Origin of the sequence: Bifidobacterium apri, from assembly GCF_009299485.1 — a bacterium.
GTDB lineage: Bacteria > Actinomycetota > Actinomycetes > Actinomycetales > Bifidobacteriaceae > Bifidobacterium > Bifidobacterium apri.
Window position 1 is genome coordinate 14,317 of record NZ_WBSO01000001.1, and the last position, 20,525, is coordinate 34,841.

The window sequence follows — 20,525 nt, forward strand, 5'->3', positions numbered from 1 at the left end:
TCGCCGCCGCCCGCCGCATACCGGGCGCGGTTCATCGTGCAATCATTCGTTACCAGAATGGTCTATCGTACCTGCCACGGCTGACTCGCCGGCGTGGCGGCAGACTGCGATTCGCAACCGCAGGACGTGCGCGTCGCCTGGTGTTTCAGTCGTTTTCCAACGACAAACGCCAGTAGGACATATCAAGATACCGTGTGCCGTCGAAACACGCCTTCGGCAGAAAGCCGAACCGTTCGAATCCGAAATGCTCCATCAGCGCAATCGACCCGGCGTTCGACGCGAAAATCAGAGCGGTCGCAATGCGATACCCGCGCGTGCGCGCCGCATCCAGCAGCCACGCGACCATCGCCGTCCCGTACCCGCGGTGACGAGCCCGCTCATCGACGTAATAGCTGAGTTCCACCACGCCGTCATACGCTTGACGCGGATGGAACTTCGACAGTGAGCCGAAGGCCACGACACGCCCCGAAGCGTCTTCGAGCACGACCACCGGATAACGGTCGCGGGGGTGATGCGAATCCACCCACTGCTTGCGCTGCTCGAGGGTGCGGGGCACCAGATCGGCGGTCGAACCACCGGCGATCACCGCCTGATTGTAGATATCGGTAATCGCCTGAAGGTCGCTCTCCAGCGCGTCGCGGATGGTGACCGGAAGATGTTCCGCGGACCGTTCGCCGTTCACATTGCCTCCCTGATGTCCATGTGCCGCCATGCCTGACGACACCACCGGATTTCGATTCGACGATATTCCATCATGACGGCATGACGGCGCGACGGCATGACGGCATACCTGTCGAGCCGCAAGACAGCCGAATGCAGCCGCTGAGCGAGAGTGATACAGCTCTACTTCGCCAGGCGCTGCGACAACGTGGAGATCCCGCCGGTGAACATGTTGAGGAACCGCATGGAATCCACGGCGATCGCCACATGCGTACATGACGCCGTCGGATCGTTGAGACGCGCCATGTCGCCGATGGTCCTGCCGCGCACACCCTGCCGGTCGCCGGTCGCCACATCCACCCGCAGCGCAACGTCGAACGTCTGCACAAGCGTCGAATCAAGAGCCGCCGCCACAGCAAGCGGATCATGCAGGGGCGCGCCAACGGCGAATGCCGAATCGGCATCTTCGTTCGCTTTGATCATGAACGAGGCGAGATCGGCGAAGAACCGGCCGACACCACCATCAATCTGCGACCATGGTTCGGTCAGTTCCGACGGCAGCAGGCAGCGGTGGGTGACATCCAGACCGATCATCGTCACATCCGCCTGGGAACGCAGCACCAGATCGGCAGACTCGGGATCTTGCAAAATATTGGTTTCGCTGACCATGTCGAAGCAGTTGCCCTGTTGGGTGAGAGCCCCGCCCATCATGACAAGCCGCAACTGAGGCGCGATATCAGGGGCGATGGTGATGGCGGCGGCGATATCGGTCAACGGGCCGGTGGAAATCACCGTGAGGTTCTTGCCCCACTGATGGACACCATCGATGATCGCCTTGACGCCTGCGGTATCGCCCGGCACGATTCCCATCTCAACCTTGCCGTATTCGTCGGCGAGAGTGCCGAGCGTATTGCGTCCGCGTTGCGGTGCCGATGACGCATCGGCCTGCTGCCGCGGCAGGTATCCGCCGATCGAAATGATTGGGGACGCCATGTGCGCCCGCACGTCAGGCTGGGCGGAGAGCAGCGACTGCGGCTCGTCCCGCCATGCATCACGCTGCGCTGTTTTCTTGGCATCCTGCTGATTGGCGCCGAACATGCCCGCGGAAACGGTTCCGGCAGCAGTGAAATCGATGTTGTTGGAAGAGAAATCGTAGACAGCGCCGTTGTACAGCACGGACGCGGTACCTCCCGCTGTCGTCTCCATACGGGCGTAATCGGCAATGTTCAAGTCGGCGATGCCGTTATCACCGTGGAAGTGGGCGCAGGCCTTGTCCGCGGCGAAACCTTCCGCCCAGGAGGGGCAACGGCAGCCGTCCAGCACGGGGATATCCGAGCCGCCGAGGAGATTGAGCACGTCACGCGTGTTCTGTTGAGCCACAGATTGCAGGACATTGCCATACGTGGCGATGACCGACACCAGCCGTTCAGGCGCATACGCCATCAGCAAGCCAATGGCGAGCGCATCATCGGTGCCGGTGTCGGCATCCAGAATGATGGGGGCGGTGATCTCCTGCGAATCGTTGGCAGTCGCCGCCGCACCGGTCTCACCCGTCTGGTTCTGCGGATCCATGATTTCTTTCTCCCTCGACAGCTCGGCGGGCGTCCTGCCCGCGCGCATCACATGGCGTCTTTCCTATGATATCGCGCATTGGACAATTTCTTGCCTACGGACTGGTCAAGACCGGTCAAAACCTGTCAAGACCGGTCAATCGCCCGGATATGTCTCGAACGATGCGCGACTATTTGGCGAGGAAGCGGTCAGTGACGAGGCTGGACGCTTTCGGAGCCGTGCTGACCGTCTTGTCGGAGGCGTCCGTGTACGCTCCGGCGCCGGCGAGGAAATCAAAATATTGTTGTGTGGACACGGTGTCGTTGGTGCCGAACACGAGCTTGCCCGAGGCGATATCCTTGGGATTGCCCCAATATTGGCCATCGACGATGACGTGCATGCTGCGTTTGACGAACGCGAGTTTGAGGTTGGCTTCCGGGGCTTCGTCCACGAGGATCTGCGCAGCTTTGTCCGGGTGCGCGTAGGCGTATTCGTAGCCTTTTTGGGTGGCTTGGGTGAAGGCTTTGACCAGTTTCGGATTGTTCTTGATGGTTTTTTCGTTGGTGATGATGCCGATGGAATCCGCGTTGCCGGGAACGCCGTAGTCCGGTTCGGTGAAGCAGTTGAGTTTGGGGCCGTACATATCGGCTTGCACGCCTTCCCAGGTGGCGTAGAATCCGCCGAAGTCGGCTTTGCCGCTGGAGAGGGTCTGGAAGGTGGAGGTGCCGACGGTCACCTTGTCGAATTGTCCTTTGCCGCCATCGGTTTTGATCATCTGTTTGATGACCGCGTCGGATTCGCTGGAGCCGAATGTGGCGAAGGTCTTCCCGTCGAAATCACGCGGACGGGTGATGGATGTGTTCGACGCCAGGGAACACCAGATGGCGCTCGGCTTGCGCTGCACTTGCAGCACCTGCTTCAGCGTGGCCCCCTTGAGGCTGTAAATGGAAACATTGGTGAGGTTGGACAGCGCGAAATCCGCGACACCGTTGTTGACCGACTGTTCGGCACCCGCTTGGGCGACGGCGACGATATCGACGTCCAGGCCGGCTTGTTTGAAATAACCGTTGTGTTTGGCTACGTACACGCCGATATGGTTGGTGTCGGGCGCCCACGACAGCATGAAGGTGGTGTGGGTCAGCCCGGACACTGATGTCTTGGCGGCGCCGCACGCGCCGAGAGTCGCCATCATGGCGATTGCCGTTGCGGCGGCGAGCGTCTTGCGGATACGGTTGGCAATGGATGGTGCGGTGTGCTGCTGGAAACGAGCAGTTTGCGGCAGATGGCTCATATGATGTCCTGAATCATGACATGTTTCGTTCTCTGGACTCGGGCGGATTCGGCAGAGAACGAATGTGAGGGCCGGCCCCGCCTGCCCCATGTCCCCGCCCGGCCGTCATGATGTCATGCGCGTTGACCACGGACCGGACGGTTTGCCACACATGGGCACGCAAGCGGTGTCTAGGATATATTCAGGCGTGGTCATCGCTGTTGCCAGCCGCCGTCACCGTCAGACGCGGTTACCGCGGCAACGGGCCGGACCAGGTTTTCAGCACCGATGCCGGTACATGCGAGGCATCGAACCGGTAATGCCCGGTGACCGTCATATGCGTGCGGAACGCGAGATAATCGTTCTCCCGCTGCTTCTGACCCATGTTGTGGATGATCAGCGGCATGCCCTGGCTGTCGCGCCGGTCGGACACGATGCCGATATGCCGGTTGTGTTCAAAGACGACGATATCGCCCTGCTCCCAGTCATTGCCGTGGATATCCGTGCCGAGCGTCACGCCATAGGTACTGAAGAAGACGTCAAGCACACCGGTGCGCCGGAAATCGATATTCGGGTCGGGCTTGGAAATCACGCGCGAGTAGGCCTGCGGCCGGGCGGCGACATCGTCGTCGACCATGGCTTTGAGATCGTACCCTGCGTTGGCGAAAGCCCTCCAGACGACGTCAGTGCAGGCGCCGCGGTCGGAGGGCGGGTATCCTCCCTGATAGTAGCCGGTATCGTAGGTCGGCATCGCCTCAGCGTCCTTGCGCGCTCCGCGGACAATATCCGTGTAATCGTCCACACCGTTGCCGTTCACATCGACCGTACTGGCGAACGTCGGCGACGGGGACGGCAGGTTCGCGGCCTGGTTGCTGCCGGTGCCGCCTGCGTAGCCGGTTTGGCCTCGGCGCACGTACTGCGCCCACAGGAATACCCCGGCGATCAATACGGCCACGACCAGCATCGCGATTACGGGCACCGCAATCCGCCGGCTTCGCTTGTGATTGCCGGGCTGTGGGCGTGCGCTCCCATCCAGGTTGGTATCGGCGTTGATATCTGCCCCGATACCTGTATTGATATCTTCCCTGTGCTGTGGCATATTGCTCCCGTCGTGGCAAGGATATGTCACTATTGTGTCACCGGTCGGGCTTGGAGTTCGTCGGGCACGCCGATGGATGGGATTGATGGCGGGCTTGTCGGGATTGGCCGGGGCATCCTTCCGCTTGCTGTGAAGGTTGCCGCTGGCTGCACGTGGTGTATGGCGGGGCGCATGGGCAGGTGTACCGGTACCGCGAGATGCCGCTAGCTGTACGCGCTGCGCGGTGTGCCGATGTCGGACGCGAACTGCGGCGGTCTGCGGGTCCGTGATAATGGAATCGGCAACGATTGTTCCGGCCGTCCGGCACGCAGGCTCCTCACCTTACTGCGTTTCCCGGCGGCGTGTGCGCCGATGGCGCGGAAAGCAAGGTGATTATGACTCATCAATCCCGTCAAACCTGTCAATCCCGTCGATTCCTGCGATGGCTGCCCACATGCGCAGCGGTTCTGGCGATCCTCGTGATCTGGCAGGTGTGGGTCGAGGCCGCGCATGTGCCGCAAACCGTCATGCCCTCCCCTGTGCAAATCGCGGAGGCGACGGTGGAGACCTGGCCCACCTTGTGGCCGGCGACCTTGACGACCCTTGAGGAAGGTGCGATCGGGTTCGTTTTCGCCGTACTCGCCGGGATTTTGGTCGGAGTCGGTTGCTATGCCTCGAAAACCTTGGACGCCGCGCTGTTCCCGCTGCTGTATGCCGCACAGACGATGCCGTTGATTTCCATCGCGCCGCTGTTTCTCATCTGGTTCGGTTTCGAAACGAGCGGGAAAATCGTGATCGTCGCCGTGTTCGGGCTGTTTCCCATCGCCGTGCAAACCATCCGCGGGCTGAGGGACGTCCCTCGCTACTATGTCGATGTCGCACTGACCTGCGGGGCCACCCCGGTGTGGACGCTGTGGCATGTGAAGCTGCGCGTCGCGGCACGGCAGATTTTCGGCGGCATCCGCATCAGCGCCGCCTATACCTTCGCGACCGCTGCGACGGCGGAATATCTGGGGGCGCGCCGGGGACTCGGCATCTGGCTGCAGGCTGCGTACAACTCTTTCCGCATGCCGCTCATTTTTTCGGCGACCTTCGTGATCATCGTGTTGACCTGCGTGCTGCTGGTTACGGTCCCTTTGGCGGAACGGGTGCTGCTCGGTCCCGCGGACGAAGATGAGGATCCCGACGCCGACCAAATGTAAGCGTGCAGGATATATCGGCAAGGCGTATCGGCTGGGCGTATCGACACACACTTGATGCTCGGTGTTGTAGCCTCGATGTTGCAGCACTATCATCGGCAATCGCCGCACGCAGGCCTCACCAAGCGTCCCATCAACCGACGCTCCTCCAACCATCGGCCCTTCCCGAACCTTCTGCCGACACTGAAACCACTCTACGAGTCGACAGAAGCACGTACCGACGTTCCCCAGCTTTCTGCTGACACTGAAACAACCCTCGCCGTCGGCAAAAGCTTCTGCCGACGCTGAGATGCCCCTTGCCGTCGGCAGAAGCAGATACCGACGGCAAGGCAGACCTCATGACTCGCGACGACGACTACTTGGATGCCGAGGCCTTGTTCTCCTCTTCGATGGCCTTGTTGATGGCGTCCTCCAGCTGCTTCTGCGCCTTTCCATACGCAGCCCAGTCACCGGACTTCATCGCGGCATCGGAATCCTTCATCGCCTGTGCGGCATCAGCAAGCGCGGATTTCAGTTCCTCGCTCTGCGCACCACCGGATGAGGATTGGCCTGCCGATCCGGACGCGTCGGCAGATTTCCCGCTCTCGGCACCGGACGTGCCAGACGCCGAACCCGCCGATCCGGCCGAGCCGCCGTCGGACGCCGTGCGATTGTCGACATCGCCGGCATCCGCGCCTGAATTGCCGCCGAACACCTGGTCGAGCGCCTGATCAAGCGTGTCGGCGAATCCGACCTGGTCGCCGAACGCGACGAGTACCTTCTTCAACAGCGGGAACTGGGTCGAACCGCTCGACTGCACGTACACGGGTTCGACGTACACGAGCCCGCCGCCGAGCGGCAAGGTGAGCAGGTTGCCGCGTTTGACGGTGGTCGACCCGGATTCAAGCAGGTTGAGTTCCTTGGACACGTCGGCATCCGCGTTGAAGTTGTTCTGCGCTTGGCCGGGCCCGGGGACGTTCGAGTCCTTGGGCAGTTCCTGCAATCTGATGGTGCCGTAGTTCGCCCCGATCTTGCCGGCGGTGTCGCCCGCGTCGGAATCCACGGAAAGGAATCCGGTGAGGATCTCACGCGTGGAGGTCGACGAGCCTGCGGGAATGAATGAAGACGTCAATGAGAATACGGGGGCCTTGGATCCTCCGGTCTGCAAGGTCAGATAGTAGGGCGGTTGGAGCACGTCCTCCTTCTGGGCTTGCTGCGATTCGGTCGGATCGACCGGTGACTGCCAGAAATCCTCGCCCGAGAAGAACTGGCTGGCGCTGTCCACATGGTATTTCGTCAGCAGCTGGCGCTGGACCTTGAACAGGCTTTCCGGGTAGCGCAGGTGGCTCATCAGATCGCCGGAAATCTCGGAGATCTGATGGTAGTTGCCGGGGAAAATCTGCTGCCAGGCCTTGAGCACCGGGTCGTTCGGATCCCACGCGTACAGGGTGACGGAACCGTCATAGGCGTCAACAGTCGCTTTCACGGAATTCCTGATGTAGTTGGCGTTCTGCGAACCCAAGCCTTGCACGGTCTGCGAGGTGCGGGTGGTCGAATCCTGGGTCGCCGTGCCCAGATCGGTCATTTGTGAATACGGGTAGGCGTCGGACGTCGTGTAGCCGTCCACGATCCATTTGACACGGCCGTCGACAACCGCCGGATAGACACGCCCGTCCAATGTCAGATAAGGCGCCACCGCTGCCACTCGTTCCTTCGGGCTTCTCGTGTACAGGATCTGAGATTGGGAGTTGACGCGGTCGGAGAACAGGATCTGGTCGGAGCCGAAACGAATCGCGTACAACACGCGGGTGAAGATGTTGCCGATCCGCGGACCGCCGTTGCCGTCGAAGGTGGTGGTCGCGCCCTTCGAACCGGTCGGATAGTCGAACTCCCATGATGGTGTGCCTTCGGGTGCGCCGACGATCGAGTATTCGGGCGCGTTCGGCGAGAAGTAGATGCGCGGCTCGTAATGCTCCGACTCGGTGAGCTTGCCTTGGGTGGGGATGCCGGATTCAAAGAATTTCGGTTGCCCGTCCGCCGTGACCTTGTTGCCGTAAGCGGCGACCACGCCGTAACCGTGCGTGTACACCGTATGGTCGTTGACCCAGTTGCGGTTGTCGTTACCGTCGAGGTTGAGCTCGCGAGCGGCGATCACCGTGTCCTGGCTGGTACCGTCGATGGTGTACTTGTCTACAGCGAGTGTGTCGGCGAACGTGTAATACTGCTTGGACTGCTGAAGCTGTTTGAAGGTCGGCGAAACGATCTGCGGATCCAGCAGTCGGATCTGCGCCGTGCTTTCCGCATCGGAGCTCAACGCGCCGGACTTGCCTTCCGTAGTGGCCGCATACTGCTCGACTTTGATGTTGTCAAGCCCGTATGCCTGCTTGGTCGCGTTGATATTGCGCTGAATGTAGGAGGATTCCGCCTCTTGCGCGTTCGGGTTGACACGGAAGCGCTGCATCAACGCCGGCCAGACACCAGTCAGTACGAGCGAAACGACCAGTGTCGCCGCAATCGCGATCACCGGGGTGCGCCACGCCCTGAGCGCCGCCCGCGCACGCACGCCGACCGGGGCGGGGCCTTCAAGCTGGTGAGAATGCATCAGCCATACGCCCAGCACCACGCCAAGTATCGCCGTCAACGCCGCCATGATGAAGGTGACGGGAATCGTGGCATGCACGGCGGTGTACGTGGCGCCGGTGATCCGGTCACCTTGCGCGGTGAGACTGGAGAACACGCCCAGCACCTGATTGACAGCCCAGACGAGCATGTTGAGGATCAGCCACACACCGATCTGGCGGCGGGCATGCTTGGTGATGGCGAACAGTCCACGCCCCCTAACCGGCATGGTCAGCCTGATACCACCGACCAGTGCGTGCGTGACGACGGAGAAGATGATCCCCATGAGCAGCAGCATCGCGACAGCGGACATCACGAGTTTCAACCCCGGAAGCACGAACACGTAGAACCCGTTGTCAATGCCGAACTGCGGGTCTTTGACACCAAAACGCTGCGCGTTGAACATAAGCAGGATCTGCGACCAGTTCGCGTTGAATTGCGAGCCGAACATGATTCCCACAATCAGGGAGACCACGACCGCGATACGCGTGGCGGTACGGGTGCTGACCCCTTTGCCGATTTCAATGATGTCGCCGTTGATCCGCACGGTGGAACCGTCCGCGTCACTCGGGCGCGTTCGGATGGCGAGTGCCGCGGCGAGGAAGCTGACCAGCGCCATGAGCAGCGCGTAGGCGGCCCACAACCCGATTTTCACGCCGAGCTGCGTCCAGATCACGCGTTGGAAGCCGAGCTGGTCGAACCACATGACATCCGTGATGAACCGGGCGAGGCCGAAAAACAGTCCGATGATCACGACCACGACCGCCACCGCTCCAAGGGCGACGGCCGAACCGGTGTGGCGCCGTCCTTTCGGCCGCTTCGCCGCACGACGGTCGATGCGGGGCGCCGACGTGTTGGCGTGCGGGGGTTGGGCGCCTTCGCCGCCGCCCTGAGTGTCCCCGTCGACCTGGACGTCAACGACCTCGGGGTCGTCGTCCTTGCGGCCGGAACCATCGGGGAAGCCGAACATCATGCCGAAATCATCAAACAAAGCCATATTCCAAGACTACCGGCCGGCAAGGAACAGCGAAACGCTCAGCTGATTTGAAGGTTAGTATGGTATTGGGTCCATATGATGCCCCGCCAGCGATAGGCATAGTCAACATTGCAACGAAACACCCTGTAATCGTCCACACGACAGTCCCGGGCGAGATAGCCTATAGCCATGAGTACATATCTGTTCAGCGCGCGTGACATGACATGCACCGTTCCCTCGCAGGATGGCGAGAGAACCATTTTCCAAGGATTGTCCTTCGATATCGACGCCGGTGAGATCGTTGACCTGGTCGGCCCGTCGGGCGCAGGGAAAAGCAGCCTGCTCACCGCCTTCGCACGGCTGAATCCCCACGCCGACGGGACAATGTTCCTCGACGGACGCCCCGCAACGGAATTCAGCCCGCAGCAATGGCGTCGCCGCGTCGCATACCTGCCGCAGAAGCCGGTCCTGATCGGCGAGAATGTCGCCCAAGTCATTCGATTGCCGTGGACCTTGGCCATCCGCAACGACGATGACGCCGAGCAGGATGCGAACCGCCTTTCCGATCGTCGCCTGCAAGCCCATGGGAAACGGCGGCGCAGCGGCATCTGGGGCACGACGCACAACGGCGTCGATATGCTGCCGGATGCCAAAATACGCGCCACCCTCGATGCCATGGGCTGCGATGACATTGATCTCGCCAGAGCCCCGCATGACCTGTCGGGAGGGCAAGCCGCGCGCGTGAGCCTGGCGCGCACCCTGCTGACAGACCCGAGCCTGCTGCTCGCCGACGAGGTGGACGCCGGGCTCGATGATGCCAACGCCGCGAAAGTCGCCGCCATTCTCAGCAACGCCGCCGCACGCGGCATGGCCGTCATCCGCATCCGGCACCGTCCTCCGGACGGGGTCGCCACCCGAACCGTCACCCTCGACGAAGGAGGATTGCGATGAACACCGCGAATATCATCATGTTGGCATCGGCATCGTTGCCGGGCAGCGCACCGCACTTCGCCGGAGCCGCCCAAGCCACCCGAGCCGTAGCACGGACGGTGGCACAATCGGCGACGCAAACAGCTGTGCACACGTCATCCGGCACCTCCTACCCCATCGATATCTGGGGCCTGCTCATCGCGCTGGCGATGGTGATGGTGGCCTCAGGCCTGTCATGGCTCATGCATCTGGGCATCGGCAAAACGCTCCTATGGTCCGCATGCCGTGCACTCGTCCAGCTGTGCGCCATGGGATTCATCATGGGGTACGTCATCACATCCGGCAATCCGTGGCTGGTACTCGTCCTGATCTGCGTCATGCTGGTGGCGGCCGTGCAAATCACCTTGTCACGCGCCAAAGGTGTGCCGAAAGGACTCGCCGGCCCGGTACTGCTGACCCTGGTCATCACCATGCTGCTCATGATTTCGATGGTCACGGAACTGGTCGTCCGCCCCCGCCCGTGGTACGCGCCGCAGTTGGTTGTACCATTGACCGGCATGCTGCTGGGTAACACGGTTTCCGCGCTCGCCGTAGGGCTCAGTCGCTTCTACGAAAGCATGAAAGAACGGCGCGACGAAGTCGACACGCTGCTGGCCTTGGGCGCCACCCGCTGGGAGGCGGCACGACCATCGGTGATTTCCTCGATCCGCCTGGGCCTGCTGCCGACCACGGCTTCGCTGGCATCCAGCGGTATCGTGACCATCCCGGGGATGATGGCCGGCCAAGTCATCGCCGGCGGCGATCCGCTCAATGCGGCGAAATACCAGTTCGTCATCCTCGCCTCCATCGCCGCGCTCACCCTGCTGGCCGACACGCTGATCATGGTGATGGTGTACCGCACCTGCTTCACACCCGATGACCAGTACCGCGAAACACCCATCGTCGAGCACAAGAAGAAGTAACAGCAATACGCCGGTCGCCGCAGTTCCCACGCGCGGCAACCGGAAAACAGTCTGGGCCGCACCCTGAATACAGGATGCGGCCCAGAACCTTATCTGACGTTATTCGGCGGATACGTCCGACCGCCGGCAAGCGTCATCGTCGCACGGCCGGAATACGGTCACAGCACGTCCGGATCGTCCTTCGCAATCGTTCCGGTCGCCTTGCCGATGGCCTTCAAGCCGTGGTACATGACAAGCACGACGATCGTGCCGATGGCGATGCCGTTGAACTGCACGCCGCTGACTGCGAAGGTGAAATCAGCGATGCCGATGATCATCGTGACCGCCGCGGTCATCACATTGACCGGCTTGTCGAAGTTGACATGGTTGTCCACCCAGATGCGCACGCCGATCATGCCGATCATGCCGTACAGCAGCGTGGTCACACCGCCGAGGACACCCGCCGGAATCGTGTTGATCACGGCGCCGAACTTCGGGCACAAGCTCAAAATCAACGCGAATGCCGCCGCGCACCAGTATGCTGCCGTCGAATACACCTTCGTGGAGGCCATCACGCCGATGTTCTCGCCGTAGGTGGTTGTGCCGGAGCCGCCGCCGAAACCGGCGATCGCCGTACCGATACCATCAGCCATCAGGGCGGTACCGATCTGGTTGTCATAATCGCGTCCGGTCATCTGGGCAACCGACTTGACATGGCCCACGTTCTCGGCGACCAGCACAAGGACGACCGGGATGAACATCGCAAGAATCGAGAAATCAACCTGCGGAAGGTGGAACTGCGGCAGACCGACCCAAGCGGCGCTTTCCACAGCCTTGAAATCAACCTGTCCACGGATGCATGCATACGCATATCCGACCAGCACGCCCAGCAGGATGTTCAAACGGCCAATCAGGCCGCGGAACAGCACGCCGATCAGCAGCACGGCGACCAGCGTCACCACTGCCGTATCAGGAGCCTTCTGGAAGTTCGTCCACACGGACGGGGCGAGGTTGAAGCCGATGATGGCCACGATCGCGCCGTTGACCACCGGCGGCATGATTTTGTCGATCCACTTGGCACCGGCGAAATGGACAAGCACGCCGACCAAGGCGAGCAACAGACCGGTGACCATGATGCCGAAGCTGGCGACCGCGATACCCTTGTGGGCGGATGTGACCGCCGCGATCGGGGCGATGAAGCCGAAGGAGCTGCCAAGGTAGCTCGGAAGCTTGTTCTTGTTGATCAACAGGAACAGCGCCGTCGACATGGCGGTGAAGAACAGGGTCGTCGAAGGATCGAAACCGGTGAGGATCGGGACCAGGAAAGTCGCCCCGAACATCGCGATGACATGCTGGGCGCCGATGCCCGCCGTGCGCGGCCAGGACAGACGCTCGTCAGGTTCGACGACCTCCCCCGGCTTCAATGTCTTCCCGTCGCCATGCAGTTTCCATGTGAACAAGCCGCTACTCATCTACCGCTCCTTTTGCTGTTGATGATTGCCGGCACGCGCGTCTCGCGCACCGATGCCTTGCATAATGGTAGCGGGGTCGATAACACCGTCGGTATCAATACCGGTAAACCGCGGATGTTCAGGCGTGTCGCAATACCGCGCATATGGCGGCGGACATGCCGATGATGCCGGACGCGCCGACCGCCGAGATCAGCCGACTGTCATTTGGCGAACTGGGTCAGATGCGGGTCGACCGAATGAACGACATCAACCAAATCGCCGTTGGACAGCAGCGGACGTTGGAATTCCCGCCACGGTTCAACCTCGACCTCCCAGCGGCCGGTCTGCTCGTCAAGAACCGGCCGTGCGGTCTGTTCCCAACGCAACCGTTCGGTTGTGCGCCCGGTGTGCGGGTCACGACGCGAATAATGCAGACATGTGCAGTTGGTGATCTTCCAATCATCACTATCGGCCCGATGCAGGAACTCCTCATCAGACAGGTCTTCGAGGGTGAGCATCATCGCCAGCATAAAATCGCCGTGCGTCACCGCGACCACCGATTCGGACTCAGACCGGCGGTTCAGTGAAGTGAGCAGGTTATGGACGCGATCCTCGGCGACATCCGCGATCGATTCACCTGCCGGCGGGCGCCAGTACAGAGGGTCGGTACGTTTGAATAACCAGTTGCGTTCGTAATTCGTTTTGAATTCGTCCTGCGTGATTGTGTTGATTTCACCCCATGACCGTTCGCGCAGCACCCGGGTCTCTTCCCACTTCGCCTTCGGCAAAGCCATAGTGGCCGCCGTCTCGCGGGCGCGGACATACGGGGAGACCAGATACCGGTCGAACAGCTGCTGCTGGGAGACAAGCCACCGCCCGATGCAATCGGCCTGGCGACGTCCGGTCGCGGTCAGACGCCATGACCGGTCCGGCACCGTCACGTTATCCTGCGTGTACAGCGATGTATCGCCTTGTTCCCCGGCTTTGATGATCACATTCGCCTCGGATTCACCGTGCCGAATCACATACAGATCAAGCGGCATCCCCATAGGCGCTCCTTTCCGTCAAACCGACTCCGCGACAACGCGAAGCCATGCCTGAGCACCACGCTAGCGCAAGATGCGGGAACACGGTAGTCGGCTCCACGCGGGAAGCGTAAACGACACCGACAATTCACCCGGCATCCACCGGGATGGTCACCCGATATGCACGGGTGTACCGTCAGGAACCTGCTCGTAGAACCATTTCGCATCGGACAATGTCAGACGCACGCAACCATGCGATGCGGGATGCCCAAGCTTCACCGCCTCGCTGACCACATACGATCCCGCATCCTGCTTGGTGGGCACAGTATGGAACAAAAAGACGTTGTTACGGAAGGACACCCAGTAGTCCGCTCCCCAGCCGTCACTGGGGTTGTAAAAGTGGTCGCCGCGGCCATTGATGGTGAAATCCCCGTGCGGAGTGCTGTCGTTCAGTCCCGTACTGGCGATCATGGTGTAGATGGTTTTGCCGTTGGATTGCACATAGACCCGTTGCGCGGACAGATCGACCGCGATGCTGAGCTTCTTGTAGTTCGACAAGTCAGGTTGCGCACCGCCTGATGGCGCACGCCAATCGATGGTAGTACCCGCGTTCTGCTTGTTGGTATGCGTTCCCGGTGCACTGCTGATTGCGGGGACGGCCGATCGGCTCAACGTGCGTGTGGCGTCGGGTTCGGGAACCTTGCTGTGGGCAAATGTCGTGGATGCCTCCGCGGAGACGGTTTGAGATGTCTCTTGCATTCGCACGTCAGCACGATGCTGCTGGACCGAGAAAAACGAGAAAATCAGTATGATGCATGCCAACGCTGCCAGAAGGACCTTGACATCATGTCGGAGCGGGTGGACTTCCGACCCGCTTCGATGCGGGATAACCGCCATACATGCCTCCGTTCATCTGCCGCGCCTCGTTCGCCGTACCTCGTTCGCCGTACCAGACGCGGGTTTGCAACCGCCCGTTGCACCAGGCATTCCGGCGTGGACTCGCTCGCACTCCTACCATAACGGTCAGCGCATAACGACGCGCGGACTGGAGCGTTCCTATTGTACTACCGTGTTCTTGCTTGAGCATCCGTGCAACGCTTTCAGCTCAGTGCCGTCCACCGAGTCGGTCGCGTCCTGTTCAGGTCCGCCCGCGCGGCGGGCAGGTGCCGCGGCAGGCAGCAGAGTCGTGCCCATGGCGGAGATGGTCGACGCCATGCGTGTCGCGGGCGCCGAACAGGAGTGACACGCGATGACAGTCCGTCCTCGCCGCTCGACCATGAGCACCTTGCCGAGGATATCGCGTCGAATCCCGATTTGTACGATCTGGCCGCGAATCAGGACAAGAACAAAGAGCTCGAAGCGGAAACGCCAAGGGATTGAACGGGCGATGGGGAACATACGGAACGCTTTCCGGCACCTCTATTGTTCCTTTTCGTCAAAATGGAACAATAGAATATTGATGACTGGAACGTAAAACCGCCGCAACACGCATTCGGAGCGACAACATGGACTACAAAAGCATCAGACGAACCCTGCACATGGGCGAATCAACGGAACGACCGCAGGACATGGCTGAACGCGAGTACAAGGCACGCCTCGAAGGATGGAGCACATTCCGTTCCGGCATCACATTGCGCGGCCATGAGGTGTTCGTGGTCAACTTCCGCGAGCTCGCAGCGCTACTCGACACCATACGGGAGCAGGACACCGTAGTCACCAGCCTGTGGAACACGCTGCCGAGGGAGGTGAAACACGCCTATCTCAACGATCTCATCGGGGCCGAGATGCTCAGCACCAACGGCATCGAGGGCGTGCGCTCGACCCGCAAGGAGATCAGCGACGCCTTGCATGCCGCCAGGACGAACGATTCTGGGAAGCGGTTCAGCGAATTCGCCAAATTGTTCCTCACTCTCGGAGATGACGACGACAAAGTGCCCGCCATACCCGGCACGCTTGAGGACATCCGCAGAATCTACAACCAGGTCACCGCCGGCGAGCTGAAAGACGACGACATGCCGGACGGCGACCTGTTCCGCAAAGGACCCGTATTCATCGACGACATGGCGACCGGTAGACGCATCCACACGGGCATCGAGCCGGAATCGGAGATCAAGGTAGCGCTCACCCAATGGCTTGCCTTGGCCAAAGACAAGAGTATACCGCCGCTCATCAGGGCCGCGATGTGCCATTTCGCGTTCGAATACATCCACCCGTTCTATGACGGCAATGGCAGGACCGGGAGGCTCCTGTTCGCCCTCCAGCTCAGGCACCACCTGTGCGCTCCGACCACGGTGAGTCTCAGCCCCGTCATCTACGACGGCAAGGACAGGTACTACAAGGCATTCGAGGAGGCACAGCATCCGTTGAACTGCTGCGACGCAAGCCTGTTCGCGTACCAGATGATGAAGTTCGTGTCCGAGGCACAGCGCGGACTCATCGACGACCTGGTCGAGAAGTCCCGCATGCTCATGGCCGCCCTGTCCGCATACAAGGACATGGAGAAGGGGCTGGACGTGAGCAAACAGGAGTCGAAGGCCATGAACGTCCTCATCCAGAACGAATTGTTCTCCGACCAGACGCACGGGATGACGAGGGATATGCTGTGCGACGCATTGAAGGTAGGTCGGAAGAAGGCGAAGACCATCACCGATCATCTCGAGCAGATCGGCTTGGTAGCGCATCGCGGTCAGAGACCGGCGTTCTACCTTCTGTCCGACGATGCGAAACGACAGGTATTCGACGGTATGAAAAAGGATGTCGGTGAATGACGAAGAGATTGACTCATGTGAACACGTGATCCGATAAAGGCAAGGGCCGCCGCAGCGACCCAGGGAACTCCTTCTACAACTTGGTAGATGAGCTGCACTCAGTTTCTCACCTGCCGGATCGATGGTCAAATAAGCGAAAGGGACCGCGACGGAACAGTTGACACGTGAAGCGTCCAAGCTCGGAGTCCGCATCGAGAAGCGTCGTCTGCCCGGCGACGGGTCGGCGCCGAGGTCCTTGCGGAACCTCCATGTGCCGTCCTTGTCGTGGATGATGCTGCCCGCCCCCCTGGTGCGGCGTTTGCGTGTAGCCATGTTCGTCTCCCTTTCCATGTTCGGGAGAGCACCCCAAGCGTGTCCGCGCATGGTCCCGGAGCCGTTGTAATCGTTGCCCTCCGGAGTCTTCCAAAAGGCACACTATCCGCACTCTATCAGTGTGGCAAACGGCTTGATACGTGGCAGAAACCGCCACTTTTCCGGCATTCAAAAACGGCGCGATGCAACGTTCCGTGGTTTAGAATCGTTGGAATCGCGCCGTTTTGGCGGGGTGTGGTCGGTTACTTGGACACGTTAAATTTGAACTCGACGATATCGCCATCCTGCATGACATAGTCGCGTCCTTCAAGGCGGAGCTTGCCCTCCTCCTTGATGGTGTTCATCGAGCCGTTGGCCGCGACGAAATCATCGTAAGACACGATTTCCGCCTTGATGAAGCCACGCTCGAAATCGGTGTGGATCACGCCTGCCGCCTGCGGCGCGGTCCACCCCTTGTGGATCTGCCAGGCGCGCACTTCCTTTTCACCGGCGGTGAGGAAGGTCTGCAAGCCGAGAATGTCAAAACCGACACGGGCGAGCTGATCAAGCCCGGATTCCTTGAGTCCGGCGTCTTCGAGCATCTCGCGTGCATCGGCCTCGTCGAGTTCGGTCAGGTCGGCTTCGAACTGGGCGTTGAGGAAAATCGCCTTCGCGGGGGCAACCAGATCGGTGAGTTCCTTACGCAATTGTTCGTTGGACAGTTCGGCGTCGTCGACGTTGAACACGTAAATGAACGGCTTGGCGGTCAGCAGGTGCAGGTCGTAGACGTCGTCCTTGTTGATTTTGCCCGCTTGGGCGGCATGATCGATGGTCTCGCCGGCTTCGAGGATCTTCTTCGCAGCGTTGACGGCGTTGACGTATTCCTGCGTGACCTTCTTGCCGCGCAGCTCCTTCTCCAGCTTGGGCAGCGCGTTTTCAATCGTCTGCAGGTCGGCGAGGATCAGCTCGGTGTTAATGGTGTCGATATCGTCAGCGGGATCGACCTTGCCGTTGACGTGGACGATGTCATCGTCTTCGAATGCGCGCACGACCTCGCAGATCGCGTCGGCTTCGCGGATGTTGGCAAGGAACTTGTTGCCCAAGCCCTCCCCCTCGGACGCGCCCTTGACGATGCCCGCGATATCCACGAACGTGACGGTCGCGGGAACGATCTTCTCCGTGTGCACGAGCTTGGCGAGAACGGGCAGACGGTCATCCGGCAACGGCACAATGCCGGTGTTCGGTTCAATGGTGGCGAACGGATAGTTCTCCGCCAGCACATTGTTGCGGGTGAGCGCATTGAACATAGTGGACTTGCCGACATTCGGCAGGCCGACGATTCCGATAGTTAAAGACATGCTTTCCAGTGTAGAGGCATGATGGACGTAGCGCATGCCGTCGGCACGTCATCGAGTCTGCGATTCGGCGACTGCCGGCAGCGGCCGGTGCCGCGACTGCTCTCCATCGGCACCGGCCGTCTCCCGACGTATCGGGACTGTCAGCCTTCGACCGCCTGCACCGCGGAGATGACGTCACCGCGGAACCCGTGCTGTTCCAACGCGACCACACCACGGATTGTCGCGCCGCCCGGCGAGCAGACCGCATCTTTCATGGCCGCGGGAAGACGACCGTCGCTGACTTGCAGGGCGCCCGTGCCTTCGACCATTTTCGCAGCGAGCCGGTATGCGCTGGCGCGTTTGAGCCCGTACTGCACGCCGGCGTCGGCGAGCGCCTCGATGTACATGGCGGTGAATGCGGGCGCGCAGCTGGAGATGGTGCCCGCCTGGGACATGTGCGCGGTATCGACGGTTTCGATCATGCTCACCGGTTCAAGGAGCGCACGGACCAGTCCCGCCTGGTAATCGGTGAGATTGTGCTTGTCTTCGACGACGCTGACGCCTTGGCCTACGGCGATCGGCGTGTTGGGGATGATGGAGATGTGCGGGGTGTGGTCTTCGAGCACGCTTTCAAGCCGGTCGAAGGTCCAGCCCCATGCCACGCATACCACGATGCTGTTCGCCAGTTCGTGCACGATCGGTGCCACGACCTGCTCGATCATATTGGGCTTGACGGCGAGGATGACGATATCGCTTGCCGCGGCGACTTCGGTGGCGTTGTGCATGGGTCGCACGCCGAGTGCGGACGTGGCGTCCACAAGCTTGTCATAATGTCCTGCGCAGGCGAGCATCTGTCCGCCTTCAAGGACGCCTGTGTCCACAAATCCTTGGGCCATGGCTTGCGCCATAGCGCCGTAGCCGATGAATCCGACGGTCGTGTCACTCAGTTGCTGGGTCATTGGGTTCCTTTCTTGGTTGTTTCGGCGGTATCACGGTATCGGGATGCTGCCGGCTGGTTGTGTCAGTCAAGTCCGCTCGCCGATCAGGTTTCCTGCCGGGACAGAGCGGTCATCCGGTGCGCGGCACGTTCAACGCACCTGTGCGAGGTCTCCCCGGTCGAGCGCTTCACGGTATTCATGCGTGAAAACCTTCGGATCGGTGCGCAGCCCGTCATGCTCGTACTCGTTGGTCGCCCAGTAGTGGCTGTTGCCGACATGGGACAGCGTATCAAGCTGAAGTGTCGAATCGACATACATGTCGTCAACATACACGGTCGCCTGCAACGGTACTTCGTTACGTGCCAGCTGGTCGGCGTCGTAGATCTTGCCGAAATGCGTGTCCTGCATGAGGATGTCCATCGCGGCGGCGAATGGACGCAACGCCTGCTCCTGCTGGAACATCCACGGGAATATCGCTTCTCCAGTGAACAGCAGCGGCCGTGCGGACACGGAGAATTGCGGTCGTGCGTCATAGGCGCGTTGTGCAGCCCAATTGACCGGATGGTCAAGCTCGCCGTCGGCGTAGATGAATTCCTGCAACGGCCAGTACAAGGGACGGGATGCCGTCGTATCCATCACATGGGTCAGGAATTCGTCGGACAGCGCCGAAGTGCCGGATGCAGAACCGTCACCGTCGACGAAGGCCTCATCGAACAGCCAGTGAATCTGTTCGAAACTCGGCTTCATGCCGAAGCCGCCGCCCAGCGTCTGCAACCGTTCGACGGTGAGCGGGTCGCCGTTGGGCAGCGCTACTCCCCCTTGCGCAGCCCGGTCGGCAACGGCGGCGACGCGCTCGCGATCGTGCGGATAGCGCGCGTAATACTGCATGGTTTTGGATTCCATGCGCGGGAAGGTATGCGCGTATACGTCATCCGGATCGGCGGGTACATGCGCGATGCCGCCGTTGGTGAAGCACGCGGCCAGTCCTTGGGGGAACAGCGACAGATAGCTCAACGTCAGGAATCCACCGTAGCTTTGTCCGAGGGTGACCCACTTGCGTCCGCCGAACGCGGTCAGACGCAGATGTTCGAAGTCGCGGATGATCGAATCGGCGAGGAAACGCTTGAGATACTCCGCCTGCTCCGGTGCGCTCTCAATGCGGGACATCGCATGCGAATCGACACGCGAGGAACGCCCGGTGCCACGCTGGTCGGGCAGTACGACCCGGAAATGGTTGAGCGCCTCGGTGAGCCATGCATCCCCGCCGTTATAGCCCATGGGTCGTGGACCTGCACCGCCCGGCCCGCCCTGCAAGAACAGCAACAACGGCAGGTCTTCATGTTCGCGGCCTGCCTCGCACACCACCCGGTAGAACAGCCGGATGGTTTTGCCCGACACCGATTCGCCGGGCGTGTCGCCTCTCCAGTCCAAGGGCACGTCTATCGCATGATCCTCGATATACCGTCCTGGAACGTAATACTGCGCCAACACCGTCACTGTGTACCTCCCCGC

General features: G+C 60.9%; 17 protein-coding genes. 5 read left to right on the forward strand and 12 right to left on the reverse strand.

Going from position 1 to position 20,525, the window contains the following annotated elements; genetic code table 11:
- Positions 1 to 145 precede the first annotated feature (145 nt).
- From DSM100238_RS00065 to DSM100238_RS00080, 4 genes are all read right to left on the reverse strand, one after another.
- Entirely contained in the window at positions 146 to 682 is a 537-nt protein-coding gene (locus tag DSM100238_RS00065) for a GNAT family N-acetyltransferase (RefSeq protein WP_152354733.1), read from the reverse strand.
- 161 nt (positions 683 to 843) lie between these two features.
- A complete protein-coding gene (locus tag DSM100238_RS00070; protein ID WP_167510940.1) occupies positions 844 to 2,232 on the reverse strand; it encodes a nucleoside hydrolase in 1,389 nt (462 codons plus the stop codon).
- Between the two features lie 169 nt (positions 2,233 to 2,401).
- The gene (locus tag DSM100238_RS00075; protein ID WP_152354939.1) at positions 2,402 to 3,403 is read right to left on the reverse strand and encodes an ABC transporter substrate-binding protein; all 1,002 of its coding nucleotides are present in this window, start codon (positions 3,401 to 3,403) and stop codon (positions 2,402 to 2,404) included.
- Between the two features lie 328 nt (positions 3,404 to 3,731).
- A complete protein-coding gene (locus DSM100238_RS00080) occupies positions 3,732 to 4,580 on the reverse strand; it encodes a DUF1287 domain-containing protein (RefSeq protein WP_240812248.1) in 849 nt (282 codons plus the stop codon).
- Between the two features lie 374 nt (positions 4,581 to 4,954).
- On the opposite strand from DSM100238_RS00080, the gene DSM100238_RS00085 reads away from it, so the two are divergent.
- Positions 4,955 to 5,761: an ABC transporter permease gene (locus tag DSM100238_RS00085; RefSeq protein WP_152354735.1), complete on the forward strand. Its 807-nt coding sequence runs from the start codon at positions 4,955 to 4,957 to the stop codon at positions 5,759 to 5,761.
- A 352-nt stretch (positions 5,762 to 6,113) separates the two neighbouring features.
- On the opposite strand, the gene DSM100238_RS00090 is transcribed toward DSM100238_RS00085, so the two are convergent.
- On the reverse strand, positions 6,114 to 9,353 hold the full coding sequence (locus DSM100238_RS00090; RefSeq protein WP_152354736.1) for a UPF0182 family membrane protein: 3,240 nt from the start codon (positions 9,351 to 9,353) through the stop codon (positions 6,114 to 6,116).
- 168 nt (positions 9,354 to 9,521) lie between these two features.
- Here DSM100238_RS00090 and DSM100238_RS00095 point away from each other — a divergent pair, with 168 nt between their 5' ends.
- Together DSM100238_RS00095 and DSM100238_RS00100 are read left to right on the forward strand one after the other, a co-directional pair.
- A complete protein-coding gene (locus DSM100238_RS00095; protein WP_152354737.1) occupies positions 9,522 to 10,283 on the forward strand; it encodes an ABC transporter ATP-binding protein in 762 nt (253 codons plus the stop codon).
- The gene (locus tag DSM100238_RS00100) at positions 10,280 to 11,224 is read left to right on the forward strand and encodes an ABC transporter permease (RefSeq protein ID WP_276608003.1); all 945 of its coding nucleotides are present in this window, start codon (positions 10,280 to 10,282) and stop codon (positions 11,222 to 11,224) included. The genes DSM100238_RS00095 and DSM100238_RS00100 overlap by 4 nt, the downstream gene beginning before the upstream one ends.
- 158 nt (positions 11,225 to 11,382) lie before the next feature.
- On the opposite strand, the gene DSM100238_RS00105 is transcribed toward DSM100238_RS00100, so the two are convergent.
- The 4 genes from DSM100238_RS00105 to DSM100238_RS09280 form a co-directional block, all read right to left on the reverse strand.
- Positions 11,383 to 12,675 (reverse strand): uracil-xanthine permease family protein, encoded by a 1,293-nt coding sequence (locus tag DSM100238_RS00105; protein WP_152354738.1) that lies wholly within the window; start codon positions 12,673 to 12,675, stop codon positions 11,383 to 11,385.
- Between the two features lie 200 nt (positions 12,676 to 12,875).
- Positions 12,876 to 13,703, reverse strand: a complete 828-nt coding sequence (locus DSM100238_RS00110; RefSeq protein ID WP_152354739.1) for a histidine phosphatase family protein — start codon at positions 13,701 to 13,703, stop codon at positions 12,876 to 12,878.
- Between the two features lie 147 nt (positions 13,704 to 13,850).
- Positions 13,851 to 14,438 carry a L,D-transpeptidase gene (locus DSM100238_RS00115; protein ID WP_240812249.1) on the reverse strand — a complete coding sequence of 196 codons (588 nt, stop codon included), beginning with the start codon at positions 14,436 to 14,438 and terminating at the stop codon, positions 13,851 to 13,853.
- Positions 14,439 to 14,735: 297 nt separating this feature from the next.
- Positions 14,736 to 14,873 (reverse strand): hypothetical protein, encoded by a 138-nt coding sequence (locus tag DSM100238_RS09280; RefSeq protein ID WP_167510942.1) that lies wholly within the window; start codon positions 14,871 to 14,873, stop codon positions 14,736 to 14,738.
- 45 nt (positions 14,874 to 14,918) lie between these two features.
- Here DSM100238_RS09280 and DSM100238_RS09285 point away from each other — a divergent pair, with 45 nt between their 5' ends.
- Both DSM100238_RS09285 and DSM100238_RS00120 read left to right on the forward strand, forming a co-directional pair.
- Positions 14,919 to 15,059 carry a hypothetical protein gene (locus tag DSM100238_RS09285; RefSeq protein WP_167510943.1) on the forward strand — a complete coding sequence of 47 codons (141 nt, stop codon included), beginning with the start codon at positions 14,919 to 14,921 and terminating at the stop codon, positions 15,057 to 15,059.
- A 125-nt stretch (positions 15,060 to 15,184) separates the two neighbouring features.
- Entirely contained in the window at positions 15,185 to 16,447 is a 1,263-nt protein-coding gene (locus DSM100238_RS00120) for a Fic family protein (RefSeq protein WP_152354741.1), read from the forward strand.
- Positions 16,448 to 17,001: 554 nt separating this feature from the next.
- Here DSM100238_RS00120 and ychF read toward each other — a convergent pair.
- From ychF to DSM100238_RS00135, 3 genes are all read right to left on the reverse strand, one after another.
- Positions 17,002 to 18,096: a redox-regulated ATPase YchF gene (gene ychF / locus DSM100238_RS00125; protein ID WP_152354742.1), complete on the reverse strand. Its 1,095-nt coding sequence runs from the start codon at positions 18,094 to 18,096 to the stop codon at positions 17,002 to 17,004.
- A gap of 140 nt (positions 18,097 to 18,236) precedes the next feature.
- A complete protein-coding gene (gene proC, locus DSM100238_RS00130; RefSeq protein WP_152354743.1) occupies positions 18,237 to 19,034 on the reverse strand; it encodes a pyrroline-5-carboxylate reductase in 798 nt (265 codons plus the stop codon).
- A 129-nt stretch (positions 19,035 to 19,163) separates the two neighbouring features.
- Positions 19,164 to 20,510, reverse strand: a complete 1,347-nt coding sequence (locus DSM100238_RS00135; protein WP_167510966.1) for an alpha/beta fold hydrolase — start codon at positions 20,508 to 20,510, stop codon at positions 19,164 to 19,166.
- Positions 20,511 to 20,525: the final 15 nt, after the last annotated feature.

Bases quoted from the DNA above. Each gene is read 5' to 3' on its own strand.
- DSM100238_RS00070 (WP_167510940.1), bottom strand. From the start codon at position 2,232: ATGGATCCGCAGAACCAGACGGGTGAGACCGGTGCGGCGGCGACTGCC.
- DSM100238_RS00075 (WP_152354939.1), bottom strand. From the start codon at position 3,403: ATGATGGCGACTCTCGGCGCGTGCGGCGCCGCCAAGACATCAGTGTCC.
- DSM100238_RS00080 (WP_240812248.1), bottom strand. From the start codon at position 4,580: ATGCCACAGCACAGGGAAGATATCAATACAGGTATCGGGGCAGATATC.
- DSM100238_RS00085 (WP_152354735.1), top strand. From the start codon at position 4,955: ATGACTCATCAATCCCGTCAAACCTGTCAATCCCGTCGATTCCTGCGA.
- DSM100238_RS00090 (WP_152354736.1), bottom strand. From the start codon at position 9,353: ATGGCTTTGTTTGATGATTTCGGCATGATGTTCGGCTTCCCCGATGGT.
- DSM100238_RS00095 (WP_152354737.1), top strand. From the start codon at position 9,522: ATGAGTACATATCTGTTCAGCGCGCGTGACATGACATGCACCGTTCCC.
- DSM100238_RS00100 (WP_276608003.1), top strand. From the start codon at position 10,280: ATGAACACCGCGAATATCATCATGTTGGCATCGGCATCGTTGCCGGGC.
- DSM100238_RS00105 (WP_152354738.1), bottom strand. From the start codon at position 12,675: ATGAGTAGCGGCTTGTTCACATGGAAACTGCATGGCGACGGGAAGACA.
- DSM100238_RS00110 (WP_152354739.1), bottom strand. From the start codon at position 13,703: ATGGGGATGCCGCTTGATCTGTATGTGATTCGGCACGGTGAATCCGAG.
- DSM100238_RS00115 (WP_240812249.1), bottom strand. From the start codon at position 14,438: ATGCAAGAGACATCTCAAACCGTCTCCGCGGAGGCATCCACGACATTT.
- DSM100238_RS09280 (WP_167510942.1), bottom strand. From the start codon at position 14,873: ATGGGCACGACTCTGCTGCCTGCCGCGGCACCTGCCCGCCGCGCGGGC.
- DSM100238_RS00120 (WP_152354741.1), top strand. From the start codon at position 15,185: ATGGACTACAAAAGCATCAGACGAACCCTGCACATGGGCGAATCAACG.
- ychF (WP_152354742.1), bottom strand. From the start codon at position 18,096: ATGTCTTTAACTATCGGAATCGTCGGCCTGCCGAATGTCGGCAAGTCC.
- proC (WP_152354743.1), bottom strand. From the start codon at position 19,034: ATGACCCAGCAACTGAGTGACACGACCGTCGGATTCATCGGCTACGGC.